This is a genomic window from Sphingopyxis indica (assembly GCF_032879645.1).
In the GTDB taxonomy this organism is placed as follows: domain Bacteria; phylum Pseudomonadota; class Alphaproteobacteria; order Sphingomonadales; family Sphingomonadaceae; genus Sphingopyxis; species Sphingopyxis indica.
Window position 1 is genome coordinate 335067 of record NZ_CP076394.1, and the last position, 21639, is coordinate 356705.

Genomic DNA, 21639 nt, shown 5'->3' on the forward strand with positions numbered 1-21639 from the left:
CAGTGGCAAAGGCTGCGGACAGTAAAATTAAGGCCGTTATAGAGCGCCTCGCAAAAGAAGAAATTAGAGATGTTCGCCTGTATCGAATTGATATGGAGCGCGACATTGACTCAGATGGTGAATCCATCTTTCGAATTGCTGTTGTAGTTGATCACCCTGAGCATATTAATTCGGGCGCAATGACCTCCTTTTCTCGGCTTGTTCGGAACAAAGTTTTAGATAATGATGGTACATATCCCTTAATTTCTTTTCGTTCATTGGCAGACGATAAGGGAATGAGTTCTGAAGCCGCGTGATCTGCTTGAGGTAGCGGAAGGCCTTTTAATAGGTCAGACGCGGCCGAGCAGCGCCCGGCTTAGGAGGGCGCAAAGCAGTATTTATTATGCCATGTTTCATGGACTTGCGCAGATTTGCTCGGACGGGCTGATTGGAACAGCAGGTGCGGACCGAAGCCGTCCTGCTTGGAGGCAAACCTACCGTGCGCTCGAGCATAGTGCCGCCAAGCGGGCTTGTAGAAACAACGCTATTCTGGCTGATTTTCCACAAGAAATTCAAGATTTTGCGGATGGATTCGCGCAGTTCCAAGAGAAACGTCATAATGCAGACTATGATCCGGAATTCCGTTCAAGCAAATCTGAAGTTCTCGCGGATGTCGAGCGGGCGACGGCTCTAATAGACGCTTTGAGAAACGTATCGATGAAAGATAAGCGAGCTTTCGCCGCTCATGTTCTTTTCAAGCAGCGGTTCTAAGTTCTAAATTCCGCTTGGGGGCCGGGTCGCCTCGATATCCAGGAGAATATCATGAACTGGTTTGGCCGCAAGGCTGCGCAGGGGGCTGCGCGGCCTGCTTTGTCGCGTGTGTATGGGACATATGGGATCATGGGGAGCGTGCCCGCGCCGCTGTCGTGGGAGGCGCAGGTGCGCGCCGGTTATCTGGGCAATGCGATCGTGCAGCGTGCCGTGCGGCTCATTGCCGAGGCGGCGGGGTCGGCGCCGCTCGCGGCGAGCGATCCGGCTTTGTTGCGGCTCGTCTGTGCGACCTCGGGCGGGCAGGGGCTGGTCGAGACGCTGGCGTCGCAGCTGCTGCTCCACGGCAATGGCTATGTGCAGATTTTGGCCGACGGCGCGGGGGCGCCGGCCGAGCTGTTTGCGCTGCGGCCCGAGCGGGTGACCGTGGAGGCCGACGCGCGCGGGTGGCCGGTCGCCTATCGGTATAAAGCTGGCGGTAGCGTGGCGGTGCTGCCGGCCGAGGATGGCGCGGGGCGCGTGGCGGTGGTGCATGTGAAGGCGCTGCATCCCCTGGACGATCATTATGGCGCGGGGTGCCTGGGCGCGGCGGCGGGCGCGATCGCCGCGCATAATGCCGCGGCGGCGTGGAATGCGGCGCTGCTGGAGAATGCGGCGCGGCCATCGGGGGCGCTCGTCCACGATCCGGGCGACAAGGGGATGCCGCTGTCGGCCGAGCAGGTCGACCGGCTGCGCGAGGAGCTGGCCGAGAGTTTTGCGGGCGGCGCGAATGCGGGACGGCCGTTGCTGCTCGAAGGCGGGCTCAAATGGCAGGCGCTGTCGCTGTCGCCCGCCGAGATGGACTTTCTGGAGCTGAAGCATAGCGCGGCGCGCGAAATCGCCATGGCGTTCGGGGTGCCGCCGATGCTGCTCGGGCTGCCGGGGGATGCGACCTATGCCAATTATCGCGAGGCCAATCGCGCGCTGTGGCGGCTGACGGTGCTGCCTTTGTGCGCGAAGATTTTGGGGGCGATTTCGCAGGGGCTGGCGGGCTGGTTCGAGGATGCGGCGCTGCGCGTCGACATGGACCGGGTGCCGGCGCTCGCCGAGGACCGGATGGCGCTGTGGCGCGAGGTGTCGGGGGCCGACTGGCTGACGGCCGAGGAGAAGAAGGCGCTGTTGGGGGTGGACTTTCAGCCACCCTCGTCAACCCGGACTTGATCCGGGTTCCACGACTTCGGCGCCGCTGTGGATCCCGGATCAAGTCCGGGATGACGAAAGGAAATCGACATGGACGAGGAAGAGGCGCTGGCGCGGCTGGTCGCGCTGGCGGGGACGAGTGCGGCCGGAGCGGCCGGCGCGGCCGATGCGGCGCTGTTGCGTGCGGTCGTCGAGGAGGCGAGCGAGCTGGGGGCGCGGCGGGCGCTCGCGCGGCTGGGGCTCGCCGACGAAGCGGCGCGCGACGACATCGGCGACTTGCGCCAGCTGCTCGGCGCGTGGCGCGATGCCAAGAAAAGCGCGTGGGCGGCGGTGGTCGACTGGGCGGTGCGCGGCGCGCTCGCGCTGGTCGTCGTCGGGCTGGCGGTTAAGCTGGGGCTGCCGGGGCTGCTCAAGTGAGAACGGCGGCTCGGCTTGAAAAGGGTTCACGCGGAGACGCGGAGACGCGGAGAGACGGCCCGATGCGCCCAGGTTCGCCTCCCAACCTGCAATCATTCAAGGCGGTGATGGCGGAAAGCGAAGGGGCGGCTTTGCCGCCCTTTTTCAATCTCCGCGCCTCCGCGTCTCCGCGTGAACCCCTTGCGGTTCGCTTTGCGGGCTATGTCTCGGTGTTCGACCGGGTCGATCGTGGGGGCGATGTGGTGCGCAGCGGGGCCTTTGCGGCGAGTTTGCGCGAGCGCCACGCGGTGCCTTTGCTGTGGCAGCATCGGCCGGGGGCGGTCGTGGGGGTGATCGAGACGCTGGCCGAGGATGCGCGGGGCTTGCGCGTCGTCGCGCGGGTCACGCATCCGACCGCGGCGGGGCTGGTCGCGCGCGGGGCGCTGACCGGACTGTCGTTCGGATATCGGGTGCGCGGCGCGCGGGGGAGCAATCCGCGCGAGCTGCTCGCGCTCGACCTTGCCGAAGTGAGCCTGGTCGCGATGCCGATGCAGCCGGCGGCGCGGGTGATTGCGGTGGAGAGCCTGCCCGTGGGCAGGGAGAGGATTCGCGCAGAGGCGCAGAGAGCGCCGAGGATTTGAGCCTTTGTGCGGCGATGCGGAGACAGGTGGCGAGGGTGGATCTGGGCGGCTTTGCCGCCCTTTTCATTGCTCTGCGGTCTCTGCGCCTCTGCGCGGAATTTTTCCGGGTTCCGGGGTTGTTGGAAGGAGTGAAGCGAATGGACGATTTCGAAGTGAAGGCCGATGCGCTCGAGGGGGCGTTCGACGCGGTGCTGGCGGCGGAGGCGGTCGACGAGCTGAAGGCGTCGGTCGCGGCGCTGAAGGCGCAGGTCGAGCGCCAGGCGGTCGCGGCGTCGCGGCTGCCGCTCGACGGGGCGAAGGCGGCCGATCCGGCGGCGGGTGCCTTTGTCGAGCGCTATCTGCGGCGCGGGATCGACGCGGGGATCGAGATGAAGAGCCTGTCGGGGGCGTCGGGCGGCGAGGGCGGCTATGCGGTGCCGCGCGAGATCGACGGGGCGATCGCGGGCACGCTCAAGTCGCTGTCGCCGATCCGCGGCATCGCGACGGTCGTGCAGACGGGGACGAGCGGCTATCGCAAGCTGATCGCGACCGGCGCGACCGCGGCGGGCTGGGTCGGCGAGACCGCGGCGCGGCCCGAGACGGGCACGCGCAGCTTTGCCGAGATCGCGCCGCCGTCGGGCGAGCTTTATGCCAATCCGGCTGCGAGCCAGGCGATGCTCGACGATGCGATGTTCAACGTCGAGGACTGGCTGACGGGCGAGATCGCGCGCGAATTCGCGGTCGCCGAAGGGGCGGCCTTCGTGAACGGTGACGGGACGAACCGGCCCAAGGGCTTTCTCTCCTATGCCGCGAGCGACGAGGATGATGCGGCCCGCGCCTTCGGAACGCTGCAATATGTCGCGAGCGGCGCGGCGGGCGGCTTTGCGGCGGTGAGCCCGCAGGACGGGCTGATCGAGCTGGTCCACTCGCTGCGCGCGCCCTATCGGCAGGGCGCCTGCTGGGTGATGAACAGCGATACGCTGGCGCGCATCCGCAAGTTCAAGACCTCGGACGGCGCCTTTCTGTGGCAGCCGGGGCTGGTCGAGGGGCAGGCGGCGACGCTGCTCGGCTATCCGGTGGTCGAGGCCGAGGACATGCCGGCGGTCGCCGCCGACAGCCTGGCAATCGCCTTCGGCAATTTCCGCGCCGGTTACCTGATCGCCGACCGCGGCGAGACGCGCATCCTGCGCGATCCGTTCAGCAACAAGCCCTTCGTGCATTTCTATGCAACCAAAAGGGTGGGCGGCGCGATTGTCGATTCGAACGCGATCAAGCTGATGAAATTCGCCGCCAGCTAAGCAGCGCTGGCGCGCGAGGGCGCCCGGCCCGCGCTCCCTGCCCTTTCGGGGGAGGGCCGGGCGTCAACGAATCGGCTGCCAATTCCGCCCATTCCGGCCTGCAAATGGCGCCGTCCCGCGCTTTCCGCTGCTCAGGTGCAGAAGCACGCTGCGCTGCGGGTCGCGGGACGTCACCCTTTTCGGCTCGGACTGACCGAAATTGGCAACCGATTCGGCCGTCGATGGACCCGAGCCAAATTCACGGCCGTCGATCGCTTTTTTCCGACATCTTTGTATTTTCCGAAAGGATGGGCTGGCCATGCCGACGCTTTTCTTTGCCGATCTGGTGCGCGAGCTGTGCGAGGCGGGCGGGACCGGGGCGCTGATGCCGGGCGGCGCAGTGCCGGGGCACCGGCGCTTTGCCGACGCAGTGCCGGTGGATACGCCCTTTCATTATGCGATCGCGGGGATCGCGAGCCCCGATCAGTGGGAAACGGGGCAGGGCCGGATCGACGCGGAAGGGCGGTTGCAGCGCGACAGCGTTGCGGCGTCGAGCGCCGGGGGCGCCATCGTCGATTTCGCGCCGGGGCTGAAGACGATCGCGCTGACCGTCGGCGCCGGCTGGTTCGCGGCGAGCGATGCGGCCGCAGCGGCGACGGACGCCGCGCTCGCGGACAAGCAGCCGCTGTCGACGAGCCACGATGCGGTGGCGACGGGGGCGGCGGGCGACCTGGTGACGGTGCGGCGCGCGAGCGGCTGGGTCAATCTGCCGCTGGCCGCGATGGCCTACCTCAGCGACGCGGGGCGGCACGAGCTCGCCGGTCCGCTCGGCGCGCAGGCAGGGACCGCAGCGGCACCCGCGCTCAGTTTTTCGGGCGATCCCGATACCGGCCTGTTCCGGCCGTCGTCCGATGCGCTGGGGTTCGCGGCCGGCGGCGCCGAGAAGGCGAGGATCGACGCGAGCGGTCGGCTGTTGCTCGGCACGACGACGGCGCCGGCCGACCTGGTCGTCGGCGGGGTCAGCGGCGGCGCCAATCGCGCGATCCAGATCGGTTCTTCAGGGCTTATCCGGCTACGGCTGGAAACCTCGGGGGCTTCCGGCACGGGCACCATCGCCGTGACCAACGGCGCAGGCGCGGGGAACATCGTGTTCCGCGCCGGCGACGCTGGCGAACATCTGCGCATCACATCGACCGGCACGGTCCAGCCGGGCGCGAATGCAAGCCAGGACCTGGGCACGAGCGGGACGCGGTGGTTCACCACCTTTACCAATATCGTTTCGGCGGCCTCGTCGAACCTCGTTCTACGCACCGACGCCGGTGAGTGGCGCGTCTCGGCCGCGACGGGCACCTTTTATCCGGGCACCGACAATGCGTTCAACATCGGGGGCGCCGCCAACCGGCCGGCGCAGGTCTATGCCATCACCGGCACGATCAATACCTGCGATGTCCGTGAAAAGCTGTGGCATGGCGGGCCCAGCGAGGCCGAGCGGCGCGCCGGCCGGCGCATCGCTGCCGAACTGGGATTTTTCCAGTGGCTGACACAGATCGAAACGAAGGGCGCCGAAAAGGCCCGGTATCACTTCGGCGTGCGGGCGCAGGCGGTCTGGTCGATCATGGCCGACGAAGGGCTGATCGCGCCGGTCGCACCCGGCGAGCCGCCCGACAGCCGCTATGCCTTTTTATGCTACGACCGATGGGACGAGGAATGCGACGCCGAAGGGGCGATCGTCCGCGCGGCGGGTGACCGCTTCGGCATCCGCCCCGACCAGCTGGCGCTGTTTCTGATCGCCGCGCAGGAAGCGCGGCTGACGGCGCTGGAGGCAGCGGCATGATCGGCGGAGCGGCGCTGTCGGCGCGGGCGATCGGCGATGCCTCGCGCCGCGAGCTGGCGAGCAGCTGGGGAGGCCCCGATCCGCGCCTCGCCCCGACCGTCGCGCGGCCGCCGCGCGAGCGCGTGCGGCGGCTGATGCTGCACAAACCCTGAAGAAAGGAACGGCGATGACCCTGCTGGTCAAGGATCCGGGGACGCGGATCGACTATGAATTCGACTGGAGCGCCGCCTATCCCGCGGGGCAGGCGGTGACCGCGAGCGACTGGAGCGCCGAGCCCGACGAGGCGGGCGGCGTGAGCGTGGCCGCATCGGCGCACGATCTGTTGCAAAGCACCGTGACCTTGACCGGCGGCATCGCCGGTCGCGTCTATCGCGTCACCAACCGGGTGACGCTGAGCGACGGGCAGATCGACGAGCGTTCGATGAGCGTGCGGGTGGAGGAGCGATGATGGGCGCAATCCTGACGCCGGGCGACGTTCCGGTGAGTTTGAACGAGGCGCGCGGCTGGCTGCGCATGGGGGCGTCGATCGACGATGCGGTCGTCGCACAGCTGATCCGCGCCGCGACCAATATATGCGAGGCGTTTATCGGGTGCCGGCTGATCGCCGGTGCGGTCGAAGAGATGCTTTCCGTCGGACCGGGTGCGGTGCAGCTCGGCGTGCGGCCGGTCGTTGGCGTCGATACGGCCGCGTTGCTGTCGGAGGAGGGGAGCGAAACGGCGCTCGGCGATGGCGATTATCGGCTGGCGATCGGGCGCGACGGCACGGGGCGGCTGACGCTGAGCGGCGCGGTTGGCGGCGGGCGGCTGCGCGTCGGCTATCGCGCCGGAATCGCGGCGGGGCCGAACGAGGTGCCCGAAGCGATCCGGCAGGGGATCGTCCGGCTGGTCCAGCATCTGCACGAGGCGCGCGACGGCGCCGGCGGCGGCCCGCCGGCGGCGGTCGCGGCGCTGTGGCAGCCGTGGCGGCGGATGAGCCTGGGCGGCGCGGCATGAGCGCCGAGCAGGCGCTGCGCGCGCGGGCGCTCGGCTTGCTGGCGGAGGATGGCGCGCTTGCCGCGCTGGTCCATGGCGTGTTCGACGGCGTCCCGCGGCGGGGGGCGATGCCCTATGTCGCCGTCGGCGGCGCCGAGGGAAGCGATTGGGGCACCAAGGACCGGGCGGGACGCGAGGTGCGCCTGACATTGACGCTGGCGGGGGTCGACCCCGCGGGACCGGGCGCGGCGGCGGCGCGGATCGAGGCGATCGTGCCGGCGCTGCGCGGCACATCCGACGGATGGCAGATCGTCGCCGCGCGCCTTGTGCGCAGCCGGTTCGCGCTGCGCCGCGAGGGCGGCTGGCGGCAGGAGTTTCTGCTGCGCTGCCGCTGCCTTGCGGCGTGAGTTAGAGCCTGATCAACTTTCATTGAAGCGTGTGTGCTCCCGCCTTCGCGGGGACACACGAACCTTTGTAAGCGTTTCGCTCAAAGTTGATCGCACCTAACCCGCCGGCATAGTGTTGGTCTCGGTATAGTCCGTGAACTTCTCGAGGAAGTTCTCGTGATAATCCTCGACCTGCATGTCGGCGTCTTCGGCCGCGTCGGCGTCGGAATCGCCGCTCGCCTTGTCGAGCGCGATCACCGCCTTGCGAAAGGCGTCGCGTTCGGTCTGACAGACGGTCTTGATCGCGGTTTCATAGTCGGCCGGGGCCATTTTGGCCTCGAGCGACTTCTTCATGTCGGCGTGCAGGCATTTGGTGAAGGCGACGCGCGCCGTGGCGACATCGGCGGATGGCGATTGCGCCATGGCGACCAGAAGCAAGCTGGTGATGAGCATCCTCTTTCTCCCCGTTTTTCGGATGATTTGTGTTGAGGAGAATAAACGATGGCAGTCGAAAATGGGAGCGCTTTTCTGCTCAAGATCGGCGACGGGTCGGCGCCCCCGGCCTATCGGACCGTCGCCGGACTGCGCACGACGCAGCTGTCGGTGAACGGCGAAGCGGTGAACGTCACGACCAAGGAATCGGGGGGCTGGCGCGAGCTGCTGTCGGGCGCGGGGGTGCGGTCGGTGTCGGTGAGCGCGGCGGGGATTTTCACCGGCTCCGACGCCGAGACGCGGCTGCGCGCCCAGGCGCTCGCCGGGACGATCGACGATTTCCAGCTGAGTTTCGAGAGCGGCGAGCGGATGGAGGGGCGCTTCCTCGTCACGCGGCTCGACTATTCGGGCGATTATAACGGCGAGCGGCAATATGTGCTGAGCCTGGAGTCGAGCGGCCCGGTGGTGAGCCTGTGAGCGCGGGAGCCAATCCGCTGCGCGGCGAGGCGGAGCTGCGCATCGGCGAAAATATGCATGTGCTGCGGCCGAGCTTTGCGGCGCTGGTCGCCGCCGAGGAGGAGCTGGGGCCGCTGTTCGCGCTGGTCGAGCGCGCCGCCGGCGGCGGGCTCAGGCTCGGCGAGCTGGCGGCGCTGTTCTGGCATTGCCTGCGCGAGCGGCCCGCGGGGCTGACGCGCGAGGCGGTCGGCGAGGCGGTGGTCGCGCAGGGGCTGGCGGCGGTGACGCCGGCTTTGCGGATGCTGCTCGGGCAGATCGTGCGGGGGCGGTGAGGTGGCGGGCGATGAAGGAGCGGCCCACCCCGCTGCGACTAGCGGGCAAGCCCGCAAGTCTCGCTGCCCCTCCCGCGAGCGGGAGAGGGGAGTCGGGGCGGTCGCGCTGGGCTTGGCCGGTGTGATGGCGCGGGTGGCAGGGTGGCGGCCCGAGGAATTGTGGGCGGCGACGCCGGCCGATGTCGCGGCGGTGCTGGCGGCGTGGATGCCCGAGGCGGAGAGCGCCGGCGTCGATCGCGGCGCGCTGGCGGCGATGATGGAGCAATGTCCCGATGGATGAGGTCGATGAGATGGTCGTCGCGGTGCGCGCCGATACCGAGGCGTTCCGGCGCGACATTGCCGCGATGCGGAGCGAGTTGGCCGGGCCTTTGGTCTCGGCCGCCGACGATGCGGGGCGCGGGATCGAGCGGGCGCTGATGCGCGCGGTGCTGAGCGGCAAGCTGGGGTTCGAGGATCTGAAGCGCGCCGCGCTGGCGGCGATGAACGACATTGCGCGGTCGGCGATTTCGGGCGGGCTCGGCGCCATCTTTGGCGGCGGCGGGCTGGTGTCGGCGGGGCAGGGGGCGCTGCTCTCGCTGCTGGGGGTGCCGGGGCGCGCGACGGGCGGGCCGGTGAGCGCGGGGCGCGCCTATCGCGTCGGCGAAAACGGACCCGAGCTGTTCGTGCCCACCGCAAGCGGGCGGATCGAGGCAGCGGGCGGCGCGGGCGTGCGCAACATCGCGATCACGGTGAATGTGCAGGGCGGCGGGGCGGCCGAGCCGCAGCGGCTCGCGCAGACCGGCCGGCAGCTGGCGCGTGCGGTGCGGCGCGCGGTGGCGGCGGAGGAGTAGGGGGGCAGCGGCATGATGGAGAGAATGATTTTCGAACGCGGCGCCGTTTCTCCCCTCCCGCTTGCGGGAGGGGTCGGGGGTGGGCCAGCGACGGAGCCATGGCCCACCCCGCTGCGACTAGCGGACAAGTCCGCAAGTCTCGCTGCCCCTCCCGCAAGCGGGAGGGGAGGACGTCCGTGATGGGCTGGGCGCTCGTCGCGGCCGAGCCGCATCATCGCAAGGGGTGGATCAAGCGCTTCGATCCGCGCTTCTGGACCGTCGATTTCGCGCGCCCGATGATGGCGAGCGTGGTGACGACGGCGCCGGCGGCGCTGCGCGTCGAGGCGGCGTTTTACAACCGGCAGGACCTCGCGGGGCTGATCTGGGAGGCCGAGGATCGCTGGGACCACCCGCTGCTCGCCTATGAGACGAAGCGCGATTTTCGCGGCACGCGGCTCAGCTTTCGCTGGCGGTCGGGCGGGGTGAAGCCGCTCGACGCGCTGCACGGGCCGACCTTGACGATCGAGGGACGCGATGCCGAAGGGAATGCGCGCGCCTGGTATGTGCGGCTGTGGAATTATGCGTCGGGATCGCCCGAGGATGCCGTCGTCAGCCTCGATTTCGACGCGCTCGACGGTGGCTTCCTGCTGCCCGGCGAGGCCGATCCGGTGTGGGCGGGCGATATCGACCGGATGTTCGTCTCGCTGGTGCCGCCCGATTATGACCTGACCGAAGCCGCGCTCGCGGCGCCCGTCGAGGGCTGGGCCGAGATGAGCGCGATCACCTGCACCGGATCGGGATCGGTGCTTGCGACCGGCGATGCGATGCTGCCCGAACATGGGCTGGGGATCGCGAACGGCTATGACGACAGCTATCATCTGACGCCTGCGCGGGTGGTGCGGCAAATGGTCGCGCTCGGCTATCGCGGCGACGTCGTCCATTATGTCGGGATGAGCCATTATATGCGGCTGGAGGCGGCGGGCGGCGGCTTTGCGGTCAGCGCCGATGGCGGGGCGCTCAATGCGTCGACGGCGGCGTGGCACGCCGCCTTTGCCGCCGCGTGCCGCGATGCGGGGCTGGGGATCATCTGGTCGCTGTCCTATGAATTGTTCGACGCTTATTGCCCCGAGGCGTGGAAGCAGCGCGATGCAGCCGGGGCGCCGGCGCTGACCGGATGGGTGCCGCCGTCGACCCTGCTGTCGCCCGCGAACGGTGCGGCGATGGGATATTTGCAAGCGGTCGCGCGCGCCTTTGTCGGGATTGCCGCCGCGGCGGGGCTCGACGTCAAATTCCAGGTCGGCGAGCCGTGGTGGTGGGTCAATCCGGACGGGCGGATCTGCGCCTATGATGCGGCGGCGACCGCCGCGCTGGGGAGCGCGAGCGTCGCGATTGCCGATGTGCGCGGGGCGCTCGATGCGGGGCAGGCGGCGATGCTCGACGCGCTCGGCGGGCTGCTCGCGGCATCGACCGCGGCGCTGGTCGATGCGGCGCGCGACGAAGCGGGGGCGGCCGGGCTGACGAGCCATTTGCTCGTCTTTCTGCCCACCGTGCTCGACCCCTATGCGCCCGAGCTGCGGCGCGCCAATGTGCCGGCCGGCTGGGCGGCGCCGGCGTTCGATGTGCTGCAGCTCGAGGATTATGACTGGGTGACGGGCGGGCGCGGGGCGGAGACCGCCGGCGCGCGCGACGCGATGATCCGGCGGCTCGGCTATCCGGCCGGGCAGCAGCATTATTTCGCAGGCTTCGTGCTGAATGGCGAAGATCGCGCGCTGTGGGCGCCGATCGCCGCCGCGGCCGAGGCAGCGCGGCGTGCCGGGGTGGCGCGGAGCTTCGTCTGGGCGCTGCCGCAGGTCGCGCGCGACGGCTTTGTGGCGTTCGATGGCGAGGAAGAGGAGGGCGAGGTGCAGGCTTATGATGCGGTGGATTTCCCGCTGGCGATCGGGCGCGAGGCGCTGGCGGTCACCGAATTTTCGACCCAGATCGTCAGCTCGCCGTCGGGGCACGAACAGCGCGCGAGCGAATGGGCCGAGGCGCGGATGCGCTATGACGCGGGGCCGGGAATCCGGTCCGAAGCCGATGTGCGGATGTTGATCGACTTTTTTCGCGCGCGGCGCGGGGCGGCGCGGGCGTTCCGTTTTCGCGATCCGTTCGACCAGAGTTCGGCGGCGGACGACGGACTGCCGACCGCGAGCGACCAGCGGCTCGGCTATGGCGACGGTAGCCGGCGGCAGTTCGCGCTCGTCAAACATTATGGCGATGGCGACGCGGTGCAGGAGCGTGCGATCCGCCTGCCGGTCGCGGACAGCGTGCGCGTGTCGATCGACGGGGTCGAGACCGCGGCTTTCGCGATGACCGGCGATGGCGAGGTGTTGCTCGATGCGGCGCCGATCGCTGGGGCGGTGGTGCGCGCCGGGTTCCTGTTCGACGTGCCGGTGCGCTTTGCCGAGGACCGGCTCGAGGTGAGCCGCGCGACCTTCCTCGCGGGCGAGCTGGCGAGCGTTCCGCTGGTCGAGGTGCGCGCGCCATGGTGATGGGGGCCGCGCCCGACTGGCTGCGCGAAGAACTGGTGACGCTCGCCTGGTGCTGGCGGCTGTCGCGGCGCGACGGGGTGGTGATCGGGCTGACCTCGCACGACCGCGACCTGATTGTGGACGGCATCGCCTATCGCGCGGCGCCGGGGATGAAGCCCTCGGCGCTCGAGACGAGCGATGCGCTCGACGTCGAGACGCTCGACCTCGAAGGTGCGATCGCGAGCGATGCGATCGCGGCGCGCGACCTCGACGCGGGGCGCTGGGACGGCGCCGCGCTGACCTTGTTCGTGACCGACTGGAGCGCGCCCGAAACGGCGCCGGTGACGGTCGCGCGCGGGGTGCTCGGCGCGGTCGAGCGGCGCGGGGCGGCGTTTACCGCCGAGTTGCAGGGGGTGACGCGCGCGCTCGACCGGCCGGTGTGCCCGGCGACCTCGCCGTCGTGCCGCGCGACGCTCGGCGACCGGGCGTGCCGGGTCGACTTGGCGCCGCGCACGCACTGGCGGCGCGTCGTCGCGGTCGACGGGCGCGCGGTGACGCTCGACGGCGCGGCGCCGGCGGGGACGATGGCGTTCGGCGAGCTTTTGTGGATCGAAGGGCCGGCGTGCGGGCTCGCGAGCGCGGTGATCGGCGAGGCGGGTGCGGTGCTGACGCTCGCCGAGATGCCGCCCTTCGATGTCGGCGCGCCGGTGCGGGTGCGGTTGACCGAAGGGTGCGACAGGCAGCTTGCGACGTGCCGCGACCGGTTCGGCAATGCAGCGAATTTTCGCGGCGAGGCGCATCTGCCGGGGAATGATTTGCTGACGCGCTATCCCGGTGGATGACGCCGGCGCGCGCGCCTTTGCCGCGGCGCGGACGATGGTCGGGGTGCGGTTCCGGCGGCAGGGGTGCGAGGCGGCGACGGGACTCGATTGCGTCGGGCTCGTGTGGGCGGCCTATGCCGCCGCCGGGCGGCGGCTGGTGCGGCCGGTGGGTTATCCGCTGCGCGGGTGGTCGCGGGCGCGGGTCGAGGCGGCGTTGGTCGCGGCGGGGTTCCATCCGATCGCGGATGCGCGGGTGGGGGACGCGGCCTTGTTCGCGCTGCCGGCGGGGCAATTTCATCTGGGGCTGATCGGTGAGCGGAGTTTCGTTCATGCCCATGCCGGGTTGCGGCGGGTGGTCGAGACGCCGCTCGGCGGGGCGCCGGGCGCGATGGCGCGGTGGCGGCTTGGGGAAGGCCCACCCCGCTGCGACTAAGCGAGCAAGCTCGCAAGTCTCGCTGCCCATCCCGCAAGCGGGAGGGGTGCATGGGATAATCGGGAGCATTTTGATGGCGACTTTGGTGCTGACGGTGGTCGGCGGGATCGTGGGCGGGCCGGTCGGGGCGGCGCTGGGCGCGGCGATCGGGCGGCAGGCCGATGCGGCGATCTTTGCGCCGAAGGGGCGCGAGGGGCCGCGGCTCGCCGACCTGAAGGTGCAGGCATCGACCTATGGCCAGCAGATCCCGCAGCTGTTCGGGACGATGCGCGTCGCCGGCAGCGTGATCTGGGCGACCGACCTGATCGAACGGCGGGCGAAGAGCGGCGGCGGCAAGGGGCGGCCGTCGGTGACCGAATATAGCTATGCGGTGTCGATGGCGGTCGCGCTGTCGTCGCGGCGGGTGCGCGCGATCCGGCGGATATGGGCCGACGGCAATCTGCTGCGCAGCGCGAGCGGGACGTTCAAGGAACGCTGCACCTTTCGCTGGTACGACGGGAGCGAGGATCAGGCGGTCGACCCGCTGATCGCCTCGGCGGTCGGCAGCGGGTCGGCGAGCGCGTTCCGCGGGACCGCTTATGCGCTATTCGAGGAGCTGGACCTTGCGAGCTTCGGCAATCGCATCCCCTCGCTGACTTTCGAGGTCGAGGCCGATGCGGGAGACATCGACGCGGGGCTGATCGGCGACACGCTGCTCGGCGAGGCGGGGCGGTGCGCCGGACAATGGCCGCTTTCGGGCTATGCGGCGTCGGGCGACCGCGCGCGCGACGCGCTCGCGCCGCTGTTCGAGGTCGATGCGGCGCGGCTGGTGAGCCGAAGCGACGGGTGGCAGATCGCACCGGCATCGCTTGCGGGCGACATGGTGGCGCTCGCCGATTTTCGCGAGGCGCGCGGCGGCGAAGCGGCGAGCGACCGGGTCGAGCAGCGCCGCGCCCCGCTCTCGGCGCTTCCCGGCCTGATTCGCCTGCGCCATTATGAACCCGGACGCGACTATCAGCTGGGACAGCAAAGCCATGCGGTCGCGGGAGGCGGCGCGCGGGAGGAGCGGATCGACCTGCCCGCGGCGCTTCCCGCAGCGGCTGCGCGCGGCCTGGCGCGGCGGCTCGCAGCGGCCGCGGCCGACGGGCGCGAAACTTGCGTGTGGCAGGCCGACCTCGCCGCGATGGCGCTGCCGGTCGGCGGACGAATCGCGCTGGCCGACGCGAGCGTGTGGCGCCTCGCCCGGCGGACGGTGAAGGCCAGCGGCGTGACGATCGAGCTGCTGCGGCATCAGCCGCTCGCCGACGCCGGCGTTCCGGCCGACCCTGGGGTGCCCGTGAGCGCGCCCGACTGGCCCGACGCGACCGGCGTCGTGCGGCTGTTCGATCTGCCGTCGATCGGCGCTTCCGCCGCCACGGCCGCGCGGATCGCCGTCGCGGGTGCGGGAAGCAACGACGGCTGGCGCGGCGCCGACTGCTGGTTCGTGCCGGCGGCGGAGGCCGAGCCGGTCGCGCTCGGTTCGCTGCGGCCGGCGGCGGCGATGGGGGTGCTCGCGGCTGCGCTCGCGCCGGGGAGTCCCGATCTGGTCGACGAAGCCCATGTTGTCATCGTCGAACTCGATAATGCGTCGATGGCGTTCGAGTCGGTGAGCCATGCCCAGCTTTTGGGCGGCGCCAATCGCGCGATGATCGGCGGCGAACTGATCCAGTTCCAGCTCGCCGAGCCGCTGTCGCCGACGCTTTGGCGGCTCTCGCGCCTGCTTCGCGGCCGCGCGGGCACCGCTTGCGACAGCGAACATGCGGCCGGCGCGCCTTTCCTGAGCCTCGACGATGCCGGCGCTCTGATGCTGCCGGAGGATCTCGCGGGCTGGGCGGCGAGCGGCGCCGCGCGGGTGCAATGGGCCGAGCGCAACGATGTGGCGCTCACCGAGCTTGCCGTTCCGTCAGGCGGGCAGGCGGTGCGGCCGCTGTCGCCGGTCCATCCGCGCGTGTCGGGCGACGGCGAAGGCGGTCTGATCGTCGAGTGGACGCGCCGCAGCCGCCTCGACACGGGCTGGCGCGACGAGGTCGACCTGCCGCCGGGCGAGAGCCGCGAACGCTATCGCGTCGCGCTCGACCCCGCGGTCCCGGGGCTCGGTCCGTGGGAGTGCGATCGGCCGCTGCTGCATCTCGATGCGGCGATGGCGGCGGGCCTTGCCGGCGGCGTCGCGATGGAAATCCGGCAAGTCGGCGACCTCGCCCTCTCCGACCCTCTCACCGTCGCGCTGGGCTAGGCTCGAGGCAATAGAATATCAGAAAGGCCGATCATGACCGATTCCCCGATTACCGCGCGCTTTTCACTGCCATTGCTCGCCGTCGCGCAGGCGCAGAAGGAGGTGACGCACAATGAAGCGCTGACCCTGCTCGATGCTCTGGTCGTGCCGACGGTCGAGGCGGGGCCGCAAAACGATCCGCCGGAAACGCCGCTGGCCGGGCAGGTCTGGCTGGTCGGCGCCGCGCCGACGGGCGCCTGGGCCGGCGAGCCCGGAACGCTGGCGCTGTGGACGGCGGGTGGCTGGCGGTTCGTCGCGCCGCGCGCGGGAATGCGCGTCACGCGCCTCGACGACGGGCTATGCCTTTGTTTCGACGGCGCGACGTGGTCGGCACCTCCCGCGATCGCCGCGCCGGCCGGAGGGGCGGTTGTCGATACTGAGGCGAGAGCGGTTATCGGCGCCCTGATTTCCTGTCTTTCGGCGCATGGTCTTCTGATCGTGGGCTGATTTTTCCTTTTTTTAACGACGATAGTGCGACTTTTCGGCAACAGATTGGCGATTTGTCATCTTGCGTGGAACCAAAGCGACGAGTAGAACGTCTGACGAGACGTAAATCTCAATTGAAAGGGGAATCTACTATGAGGAAGCTAGCCGTCGCGGTGGCATTGGCCTCTACTGCCCTTGCGTCGTCGCCAGCAATGGCGCGCGACAACTCCTGGTATGTGGGAGTTGGTGGCGGTGTGATGCTCGTCGAGGACATGGATCTCGACATTGGCACCATTGATAATGCGGGTACGCTCGATCACGGTACTGGCTATGATTTTGAAGGCACCGTCGGTTACGATTTCGGCACGTTCCGTGCGGAAGTCGAAGTCGGCTATCGTGAAGCGGATATCCAGAGCGGCCGTTTCAGCGCTCCCGGCATTCCGCAATCGGCTTCGGGTTCGGGGACGCCGTTCGTCGGCACCACCGACCTGAACGGTGACAGCAATGCTCTGAGCTTCATGGTCAACGGCATGTTCGACTTCGGCGACGACGACGGCCTGCAGGGCTTCGTCGGCGGCGGTGCGGGTGTCGCCCGCGTCTCGGTCGAGCCGGTTTTCGCCGGTCCGTTCCTCGACGATTCGGATACGGGTTTCGCCTGGCAGGCGATTGCGGGCATTCGTGCGCCGCTGACCCGCAACTGGGATGCCGGCATCAAGTATCGCTTCTTCAATGCAAGCGGTCTTGACCTGGTCGATCAGGCCGGTCGCGACGTTTCGACGCGCTTCCGTTCGCACTCGATTCTCGGCACGCTGACCTATAACTTCGGTGGGGCTGAACCGCCGCCGCCGCCGGCTCCGCCGCCGCCTCCCCCGCCGCCGCCGCCGCCTCCCCCGCCGCCGCCGCCGCCTCCGCCGGTATGCTCGCCGGGACCGTATATCGTCTACTTCGACTGGGATCAGTCGGCGATTACGCCCGAAGCGGCTTCGACGCTGGACAATGCGATCAGCGCCTACAACCAGGGCTGCAGCGGTCAGCAGGTCATGCTCGCCGGTCACGCCGACCGTTCGGGTTCGGCCAAGTACAACGTCGGTCTGTCGCAGCGTCGCGCCGATGCCGTGAAGGCCTATATGACGGCTCGCGGCGTTGCCGACAGCTCGATTATGACCGAGGCGTTCGGCGAAACCCGTCCGGCCGTTGCGACCGCCGACGGTGTCCGCAACGACCAGAACCGTCGCGTGGAAATCACTTACGGTCCGGGTTCGGGCATGTAAGACCGGTTTCCAATCCCGACGGGGACTGGATGAAAAGAGGGGGCGGTGCCGAAAGGTGCCGCCCTTTCTTTATGCGTCGATTGTGCCTTGCTGCCGATTGCTGCTTTTTATTTGCGCTTTCTCTATTATGTTATACCATAACAGATGAAGCCGGGGCATATCTCGCAGCGCCGGTTCGCATGCGGCCGGGGTGCCTGCAAAGGGGACGGGTCGGCCGCCCGAGAGGGAGAGACACGATGCGCCGACGCCGCAGCATTTTTCGGACCGACCCAAATGCCGACCCGATGATCAACACGACGCCGCTGATCGATGTGATGCTCGTCATGCTGGTGATGTTCATCATCACGGTTCCGCCGCCCACGCACAGCGTCGATGTAACGCTACCGTCCGACGCCGCGCTGCCTGTCGATATTCGCGATCGGAACCGTATCACGATCGACGCGGCCGACATCATCCGCTGGAACGGCGAAGCGGTCGATCTCGCCGAACTGGGGCTGCTGGTGAAGCGGGCGTCGGAGCGCGCCGAGCCGGCAACGCTGATGCTCGAGCCCGAGGCGCGGGCGCGTTACCTGCGCGTCGACGCAGCGATCGGCGCGATCCGGCGCAACGGCGGAACGCGGATCGCTTTCCCGGGGATTGCGCAATATCGCGAGCTGATCTGACGTCCGGCCGCCCAGTCGCTCAAGCGGCGGGCGCGGTGCCGGGGCGAAGATACGCCATCATATAGCTGACATAGTCGGGCTTGCCGAGCGGCACCCCCATGTGGCGCATCACGGCATAGGCCGCGACGAGATGGAAATAAAATTGCGGCTGCGCCCAGTCGCGCACGTAAGTGACGGCGGTCATGTCGAACGCCATGCCATTGGGTAAAGTGAAATCGACCGGGCGATCGGGGTCGCGGTCGATCGCGCCGGCATCGACGGTATCGAGCCAGCCGAGCGTCTCTGCGATCTGCGCCTGAAATCCGGCAAAATCCTCAGCATCCTCGCTGATCTGCGGGGCACCCGGCGCGCCGAGGCGCGTCGCGCCCTGAAGCGCCTGCGCGCAGGTGAAATGCACCTGCGACGCGAGCGGGAACATGTCGGGCGCGAGCCGCGCGGCGGCGAACTGAAGCTCGTCGACATTGTTGTCGGCACCCCAGGCGAGCGCCTTGTCGAGTTGGCCCGACAGAGCGGTGAGGCCGTTGACATAGGCGGGAATGGTCATCGCATAGAGCATGGGGTCGATCCCTCTTTCGTGAAAAATGTCAGGCAGGTGCCAGATTGTCCTGGAATTGCAGGCGTGCGAGGCGGGCGTAGAGGCCATCGGCGGCGACGAGATCGTCGTGGCGGCCCTCCTCGACGATGCGGCCTTCGTCCATGACGATGATGCGGTCGGCGGCGCGGACGGTCGCGAGGCGGTGCGCGATGACGATCGTCGTGCGGTCGTGCATCAGCGCCTCGAGCGCGTCCTGGACGAGCCGTTCGGACTCGGCGTCGAGCGCCGAGGTTGCTTCGTCGAGCAGGAGCAGCGGGGCGCGGCGCAGCAGCGCGCGGGCGATCGCGACGCGCTGGCGCTGGCCGCCCGACAGCCGCGCGCCGCCCTCGCCCATGAAGGTGTCGAGGCCTTGCGGCAGCTTGCGCAAAAACTCTTCGGCATTGGCGGCACGCGCGGCTTCCCACAACTCCTCGTCGCTCGCCAGCCAATTGCCGTAGCGCAGATTGTCGCGCGCCGAGGCGGCGAAGATCACCGTCTCCTGCGGCACCATCGCGATGCGCGCGCGGATGTCGGCGGGATCGGCCTCGGTCAGCGCGACGCCGTCGAGGCGGATCTCGCCCGCCTGCGGGTCATAGAAGCGCTCGGCGAGCTGGAAGAGGGTCGATTTACCGGCGCCCGAGGGGCCAACGATCGCCACGGTCTCGCGCGGGCGGATGGCGAGCGAAAAATCGTGCAAGGCTGCGGTGTCGGGGCGGGTCGGATAGCGGAACTCGACGGCCGCGAATTCGAGCGTCCCGGTGGCGGGCTGAGGCAGCGGCCGGGGATGGGCAGGCGGCGCGATCGCAGGTTCGGCGTGGAGCAGCTCGCTCAAGCGCTCGGCGGCGCCCGCGGCGCGGAGGAGGTCGCCATAGACTTCGGTGAGCGCGCCGAACGCGCCCGCGACGAGCCCGCCGGTGAGGACGAAGGCGGCGATGGTGCCGCCGGTGATCGTCCCCGCCGCGACGCCCGCCGCGCCGTACCAGAGCAGGGTGGTGATCGCGCCGAAGAGCAGGCCGATCACCGTCGCGGTGATGATCGCGCGCAGGCGGATGCGGCGCTTGGCCGTCGCGAAATTGGCCTCAACCGCGGTGGTGAAGCGGTCGGCTTCGCGCGCTTCCTGCCCGAAAGCCTGAACGATCTTCATGGCGCCCAGCTGCTCGGCGGTGGTCGCGCCGATGTCGGCGACACGGTCCTGGCTGGTGCGCGAAACCGACTGGAGGCGCCGGCCGAGCAGCACGATCGGCAGGATGATCACCGGAATGCCGACCAACATGCCGGCCGTGAGCGCGGGCGACAGAGTGAAGAGATAAACGATGCCGCCGATGCCCATCACGAGGTTGCGCAGCGCGACCGAGACGGTGGTGCCGACGACCTGTTCGATGATCGCGGTGTCCGACGTCATGCGCGAGGCGATTTCCGACGGCCGGTTTTCCTCGAAGAAGCCGGGAGCGAGGCGCAGCAGGTTGCGCTGGACCGCCTGGCGGATGTCGGCGACGGTGCGCTCGCCGAGCCAGCTCACGAAATAGAAGCGCAGCGCGGTCGCGAGCGCGAGCAGGACGACGATGACATAGAAGAGGCGGAAATGCGGGGCGACGTCGCCGCCGCCGGCGACGAAACCGCTGTCGATCATCGCCTTGAACTGCCAGGGGATGGCGAGGGTTGCGAGCGCGGCGACCCCGAGCGCGATCGCCGCGACGATCAGTTGCAGCGGATAGCGGCTCGCATAGCGCCAGATCATGCGAAGGCTGCCGAGCTTGCGGCGGCGCGGTTCCTGGGGCTGGGTCGGGGCGGATTGGTCGGGTGAAGTCGCCATCGCGCACGGCCCTAGCAGCCGCGGGTGCGGCGCTCAACGCCTGAGAATGGCGTCCTGCTTCATGGGGCTTGAAGCGGGCTCAAATGATGCGTTGCACAATGGCGCCGATGGCCTAACATGGCGGGCCCGAGGCGCCGTCAGAGCACCCGGACGGACGCAAGGACATTTCGATACATGCTTTATCACGCCTTTGACATGCAGAAGAGCTGGCTCGCCGGCGCGAGCGCGCTCGCAACCGCGGGTGCGCAGGTCATGCAGCACCCCGCCAACCCGCTCGGCTATTTCAGCGGCAGTCCGATGTTCGCCTCGGCGCTCGAGGTCTTCGCGCACGCTTCCGCGCCGCGTGGCAAGCCGGGCTTCGACCTCTATGAAACCGAAGTCGATGGCGAGACGGTGCGGGTGACCGAAAAGATCGAGGCGCGCAAACCCTTTGGCCAGTTGAAGCATTTCAGGCACGAGGGCGCGAAGGACGCGCCGAAGCTGTTGATCGTCGCGCCGATGTCGGGTCATTATGCGACCCTGCTTCGCGGCACGGTCGAGCGGATGCTGCCGCGCCACGACGTGTGGATCACCGACTGGCGCGATGCGCGCAACGTCCCGCTCGAAGCGGGCAAGTTCGATCTCGACGATTATATCGACTATCTGATCGGCTGGCTCGAACATATCGGGCCGGGCGCGCATGTGCTCGCGGTGTGCCAGCCGTCGGTTCCCTGCTATGCCGCCGCGGCGGTCATGGCGGCCGAGAAGCATAAGTGCCGGCCGCGCACGCTGACGATGATGGGCGGGCCGATCGACACGCGCAAGGCGCCGACCGCGGTCAACCAGCATGCGACGACGCGGCCCTATGCCTGGTTCCAGGAAAATGTCATCGCGACGGTGCCGGCCTGGTATCCGGGCGCGGGGCGCCGCGTCTATCCGGGCTTCCTGCAGCTCGCCGGCTTCATGTCGATGAACCTCGGCAACCACATGATGAGCCATTGGGAGATGTTCAAGCATCTGGTCGAGGGCGACGGCGAGAGCGCCGACAAGACCAAGGATTTCTACGACGAATATCGCGCGGTCTGCGACATGACCGCCGAATTCTATCTGCAGACCGTCGATGCGGTGTTCCAGCGCCACCTGTTGCCCAGGGGCGAATTCGAGCATCGCGGCAAGATCGTCGATCCGAACGCGATCGAGGACATCGGCCTGCTCGCGATCGAGGGCGAGCGCGACGATATTTCGGGGATCGGCCAGACCAAGGCGGCGCTGACGCTGGCCAAGGCGCTGCCGGCCGGGAAGCAGCGCTATCTGATGGCGAGGGGCGTCGGCCATTACGGCATCTTCAATGGCCGTAAGTGGCGCGAGGAGATCGCGCCGGTGGTCGAGGAGTGGATCCGCGCCAACGGCGGGTAGAACC

The 21639-nt window shown here is 68.8% G+C and carries 26 protein-coding genes; 23 read left to right on the forward strand and 3 right to left on the reverse strand.

The window, feature by feature from the left end; all coding sequences use genetic code 11:
- Window positions 1–2 precede the first annotated feature (2 nt).
- The 11 genes from KNJ79_RS01580 to gp17 all read left to right on the forward strand — a co-directional run bounded on the left by KNJ79_RS01580 (window position 3) and on the right by gp17 (window position 7432).
- A complete protein-coding gene (locus KNJ79_RS01580; RefSeq protein ID WP_317152525.1) occupies window positions 3–296 on the forward strand; it encodes a hypothetical protein in 294 nt (97 codons plus the stop codon).
- A gap of 91 nt (window positions 297–387) precedes the next feature.
- Window positions 388–750, forward strand: a complete 363-nt coding sequence (locus KNJ79_RS01585; protein WP_317152526.1) for a hypothetical protein — start codon at window positions 388–390, stop codon at window positions 748–750.
- A 51-nt stretch (window positions 751–801) separates the two neighbouring features.
- Window positions 802–1947, forward strand: a complete 1146-nt coding sequence (locus KNJ79_RS01590) for a phage portal protein (protein ID WP_317152527.1) — start codon at window positions 802–804, stop codon at window positions 1945–1947.
- 69 nt (window positions 1948–2016) lie between these two features.
- A complete protein-coding gene (locus tag KNJ79_RS01595; RefSeq protein ID WP_317152528.1) occupies window positions 2017–2343 on the forward strand; it encodes a DUF6127 family protein in 327 nt (108 codons plus the stop codon).
- A 104-nt stretch (window positions 2344–2447) separates the two neighbouring features.
- Window positions 2448–2963: an HK97 family phage prohead protease gene (locus KNJ79_RS01600; protein ID WP_394357188.1), complete on the forward strand. Its 516-nt coding sequence runs from the start codon at window positions 2448–2450 to the stop codon at window positions 2961–2963.
- A 137-nt stretch (window positions 2964–3100) separates the two neighbouring features.
- On the forward strand, window positions 3101–4240 hold the full coding sequence (locus KNJ79_RS01605; RefSeq protein WP_317152530.1) for a phage major capsid protein: 1140 nt from the start codon (window positions 3101–3103) through the stop codon (window positions 4238–4240).
- A 298-nt stretch (window positions 4241–4538) separates the two neighbouring features.
- Complete coding sequence (locus KNJ79_RS01610) at window positions 4539–6053, forward strand: tail fiber domain-containing protein (RefSeq protein ID WP_317152531.1); 1515 nt, start codon at window positions 4539–4541, stop codon at window positions 6051–6053.
- Window positions 6050–6205 (forward strand): hypothetical protein, encoded by a 156-nt coding sequence (locus KNJ79_RS01615; RefSeq protein WP_170935563.1) that lies wholly within the window; start codon window positions 6050–6052, stop codon window positions 6203–6205. The genes KNJ79_RS01610 and KNJ79_RS01615 overlap by 4 nt, the downstream gene beginning before the upstream one ends.
- A gap of 14 nt (window positions 6206–6219) precedes the next feature.
- On the forward strand, window positions 6220–6501 hold the full coding sequence (locus KNJ79_RS01620; RefSeq protein ID WP_089216611.1) for a phage fiber-tail adaptor protein: 282 nt from the start codon (window positions 6220–6222) through the stop codon (window positions 6499–6501).
- Window positions 6498–7046, forward strand: coding sequence for a head-tail connector protein (locus KNJ79_RS01625; RefSeq protein WP_317152532.1), 549 nt, complete (start codon window positions 6498–6500; stop codon window positions 7044–7046). The genes KNJ79_RS01620 and KNJ79_RS01625 overlap by 4 nt, the downstream gene beginning before the upstream one ends.
- Window positions 7043–7432, forward strand: coding sequence for a tail completion protein gp17 (gene gp17, locus KNJ79_RS01630; RefSeq protein ID WP_317152533.1), 390 nt, complete (start codon window positions 7043–7045; stop codon window positions 7430–7432). Before KNJ79_RS01625 ends, gp17 begins: the two co-directional genes overlap by 4 nt.
- A 96-nt stretch (window positions 7433–7528) precedes the next feature.
- On the opposite strand, the gene KNJ79_RS01635 is transcribed toward gp17, so the two are convergent.
- A complete protein-coding gene (locus KNJ79_RS01635; RefSeq protein WP_089216614.1) occupies window positions 7529–7864 on the reverse strand; it encodes a hypothetical protein in 336 nt (111 codons plus the stop codon).
- A 48-nt stretch (window positions 7865–7912) separates the two neighbouring features.
- On the opposite strand from KNJ79_RS01635, the gene KNJ79_RS01640 reads away from it, so the two are divergent.
- The 11 genes from KNJ79_RS01640 to KNJ79_RS01690 all read left to right on the forward strand — a co-directional run bounded on the left by KNJ79_RS01640 (window position 7913) and on the right by KNJ79_RS01690 (window position 17853).
- Window positions 7913–8320, forward strand: coding sequence for a phage tail tube protein (locus KNJ79_RS01640; RefSeq protein ID WP_089216615.1), 408 nt, complete (start codon window positions 7913–7915; stop codon window positions 8318–8320).
- A gap of 53 nt (window positions 8321–8373) precedes the next feature.
- A complete protein-coding gene (locus tag KNJ79_RS01645) occupies window positions 8374–8631 on the forward strand; it encodes a gene transfer agent family protein (RefSeq protein ID WP_394357189.1) in 258 nt (85 codons plus the stop codon).
- A gap of 124 nt (window positions 8632–8755) precedes the next feature.
- A complete protein-coding gene (locus tag KNJ79_RS01650) occupies window positions 8756–8911 on the forward strand; it encodes a phage tail assembly chaperone (RefSeq protein ID WP_089216617.1) in 156 nt (51 codons plus the stop codon).
- On the forward strand, window positions 8904–9461 hold the full coding sequence (locus KNJ79_RS01655; RefSeq protein ID WP_089216618.1) for a tail tape measure protein: 558 nt from the start codon (window positions 8904–8906) through the stop codon (window positions 9459–9461). Before KNJ79_RS01650 ends, KNJ79_RS01655 begins: the two co-directional genes overlap by 8 nt.
- 179 nt (window positions 9462–9640) lie before the next feature.
- Window positions 9641–11971: a DUF2460 domain-containing protein gene (locus tag KNJ79_RS01660; RefSeq protein WP_317153974.1), complete on the forward strand. Its 2331-nt coding sequence runs from the start codon at window positions 9641–9643 to the stop codon at window positions 11969–11971.
- The gene (locus KNJ79_RS01665) at window positions 11965–12792 is read left to right on the forward strand and encodes a DUF2163 domain-containing protein (RefSeq protein ID WP_317152534.1); all 828 of its coding nucleotides are present in this window, start codon (window positions 11965–11967) and stop codon (window positions 12790–12792) included. The genes KNJ79_RS01660 and KNJ79_RS01665 overlap by 7 nt, the downstream gene beginning before the upstream one ends.
- The gene (locus tag KNJ79_RS01670; RefSeq protein WP_245836801.1) at window positions 12785–13204 is read left to right on the forward strand and encodes a C40 family peptidase; all 420 of its coding nucleotides are present in this window, start codon (window positions 12785–12787) and stop codon (window positions 13202–13204) included. Before KNJ79_RS01665 ends, KNJ79_RS01670 begins: the two co-directional genes overlap by 8 nt.
- A 73-nt stretch (window positions 13205–13277) precedes the next feature.
- Window positions 13278–15455: a GTA baseplate fiber-binding domain-containing protein gene (locus KNJ79_RS01675; protein ID WP_317152535.1), complete on the forward strand. Its 2178-nt coding sequence runs from the start codon at window positions 13278–13280 to the stop codon at window positions 15453–15455.
- A 33-nt stretch (window positions 15456–15488) separates the two neighbouring features.
- Window positions 15489–15941 carry a DUF2793 domain-containing protein gene (locus tag KNJ79_RS01680; protein WP_089216622.1) on the forward strand — a complete coding sequence of 151 codons (453 nt, stop codon included), beginning with the start codon at window positions 15489–15491 and terminating at the stop codon, window positions 15939–15941.
- 131 nt (window positions 15942–16072) lie between these two features.
- Entirely contained in the window at window positions 16073–17191 is a 1119-nt protein-coding gene (locus KNJ79_RS01685) for an OmpA family protein (protein WP_089216623.1), read from the forward strand.
- Between the two features lie 236 nt (window positions 17192–17427).
- Complete coding sequence (locus tag KNJ79_RS01690) at window positions 17428–17853, forward strand: ExbD/TolR family protein (protein WP_089216624.1); 426 nt, start codon at window positions 17428–17430, stop codon at window positions 17851–17853.
- 19 nt (window positions 17854–17872) lie between these two features.
- Here KNJ79_RS01690 and KNJ79_RS01695 read toward each other — a convergent pair whose 3' ends face one another.
- Together KNJ79_RS01695 and KNJ79_RS01700 are read right to left on the reverse strand one after the other, a co-directional pair.
- Complete coding sequence (locus tag KNJ79_RS01695) at window positions 17873–18409, reverse strand: DUF1993 domain-containing protein (protein ID WP_317152536.1); 537 nt, start codon at window positions 18407–18409, stop codon at window positions 17873–17875.
- Between the two features lie 28 nt (window positions 18410–18437).
- Window positions 18438–20240, reverse strand: coding sequence for an ABC transporter transmembrane domain-containing protein (locus KNJ79_RS01700; protein WP_317152537.1), 1803 nt, complete (start codon window positions 20238–20240; stop codon window positions 18438–18440).
- A 174-nt stretch (window positions 20241–20414) separates the two neighbouring features.
- Here KNJ79_RS01700 and KNJ79_RS01705 point away from each other — a divergent pair, with 174 nt between their 5' ends.
- Entirely contained in the window at window positions 20415–21635 is a 1221-nt protein-coding gene (locus KNJ79_RS01705) for a polyhydroxyalkanoate depolymerase (protein WP_317152538.1), read from the forward strand.
- Window positions 21636–21639: the final 4 nt, after the last annotated feature.

Coding starts and splice junctions, on each gene's coding strand:
- KNJ79_RS01700 (WP_317152537.1), bottom strand. CDS start 20,240: ATGGCGACTTCACCCGACCAATCCGCCCCGACCCAGCCCCAGGAACCG.
- KNJ79_RS01685 (WP_089216623.1), top strand. CDS start 16,073: ATGAGGAAGCTAGCCGTCGCGGTGGCATTGGCCTCTACTGCCCTTGCG.
- KNJ79_RS01620 (WP_089216611.1), top strand. CDS start 6,220: ATGACCCTGCTGGTCAAGGATCCGGGGACGCGGATCGACTATGAATTC.
- KNJ79_RS01690 (WP_089216624.1), top strand. CDS start 17,428: ATGCGCCGACGCCGCAGCATTTTTCGGACCGACCCAAATGCCGACCCG.
- KNJ79_RS01625 (WP_317152532.1), top strand. CDS start 6,498: ATGATGGGCGCAATCCTGACGCCGGGCGACGTTCCGGTGAGTTTGAAC.
- KNJ79_RS01645 (WP_394357189.1), top strand. CDS start 8,374: ATGCATGTGCTGCGGCCGAGCTTTGCGGCGCTGGTCGCCGCCGAGGAG.
- gp17 (WP_317152533.1), top strand. CDS start 7,043: ATGAGCGCCGAGCAGGCGCTGCGCGCGCGGGCGCTCGGCTTGCTGGCG.
- KNJ79_RS01610 (WP_317152531.1), top strand. CDS start 4,539: ATGCCGACGCTTTTCTTTGCCGATCTGGTGCGCGAGCTGTGCGAGGCG.
- KNJ79_RS01680 (WP_089216622.1), top strand. CDS start 15,489: ATGACCGATTCCCCGATTACCGCGCGCTTTTCACTGCCATTGCTCGCC.
- KNJ79_RS01595 (WP_317152528.1), top strand. CDS start 2,017: ATGGACGAGGAAGAGGCGCTGGCGCGGCTGGTCGCGCTGGCGGGGACG.
- KNJ79_RS01650 (WP_089216617.1), top strand. CDS start 8,756: ATGGCGCGGGTGGCAGGGTGGCGGCCCGAGGAATTGTGGGCGGCGACG.
- KNJ79_RS01590 (WP_317152527.1), top strand. CDS start 802: ATGAACTGGTTTGGCCGCAAGGCTGCGCAGGGGGCTGCGCGGCCTGCT.
- KNJ79_RS01635 (WP_089216614.1), bottom strand. CDS start 7,864: ATGCTCATCACCAGCTTGCTTCTGGTCGCCATGGCGCAATCGCCATCC.
- KNJ79_RS01585 (WP_317152526.1), top strand. CDS start 388: ATGTTTCATGGACTTGCGCAGATTTGCTCGGACGGGCTGATTGGAACA.
- KNJ79_RS01705 (WP_317152538.1), top strand. CDS start 20,415: ATGCTTTATCACGCCTTTGACATGCAGAAGAGCTGGCTCGCCGGCGCG.
- KNJ79_RS01655 (WP_089216618.1), top strand. CDS start 8,904: ATGGATGAGGTCGATGAGATGGTCGTCGCGGTGCGCGCCGATACCGAG.
- KNJ79_RS01640 (WP_089216615.1), top strand. CDS start 7,913: ATGGCAGTCGAAAATGGGAGCGCTTTTCTGCTCAAGATCGGCGACGGG.
- KNJ79_RS01675 (WP_317152535.1), top strand. CDS start 13,278: ATGGCGACTTTGGTGCTGACGGTGGTCGGCGGGATCGTGGGCGGGCCG.
- KNJ79_RS01695 (WP_317152536.1), bottom strand. CDS start 18,409: ATGCTCTATGCGATGACCATTCCCGCCTATGTCAACGGCCTCACCGCT.
- KNJ79_RS01615 (WP_170935563.1), top strand. CDS start 6,050: ATGATCGGCGGAGCGGCGCTGTCGGCGCGGGCGATCGGCGATGCCTCG.
- KNJ79_RS01605 (WP_317152530.1), top strand. CDS start 3,101: ATGGACGATTTCGAAGTGAAGGCCGATGCGCTCGAGGGGGCGTTCGAC.
- KNJ79_RS01660 (WP_317153974.1), top strand. CDS start 9,641: ATGGGCTGGGCGCTCGTCGCGGCCGAGCCGCATCATCGCAAGGGGTGG.
- KNJ79_RS01665 (WP_317152534.1), top strand. CDS start 11,965: ATGGTGATGGGGGCCGCGCCCGACTGGCTGCGCGAAGAACTGGTGACG.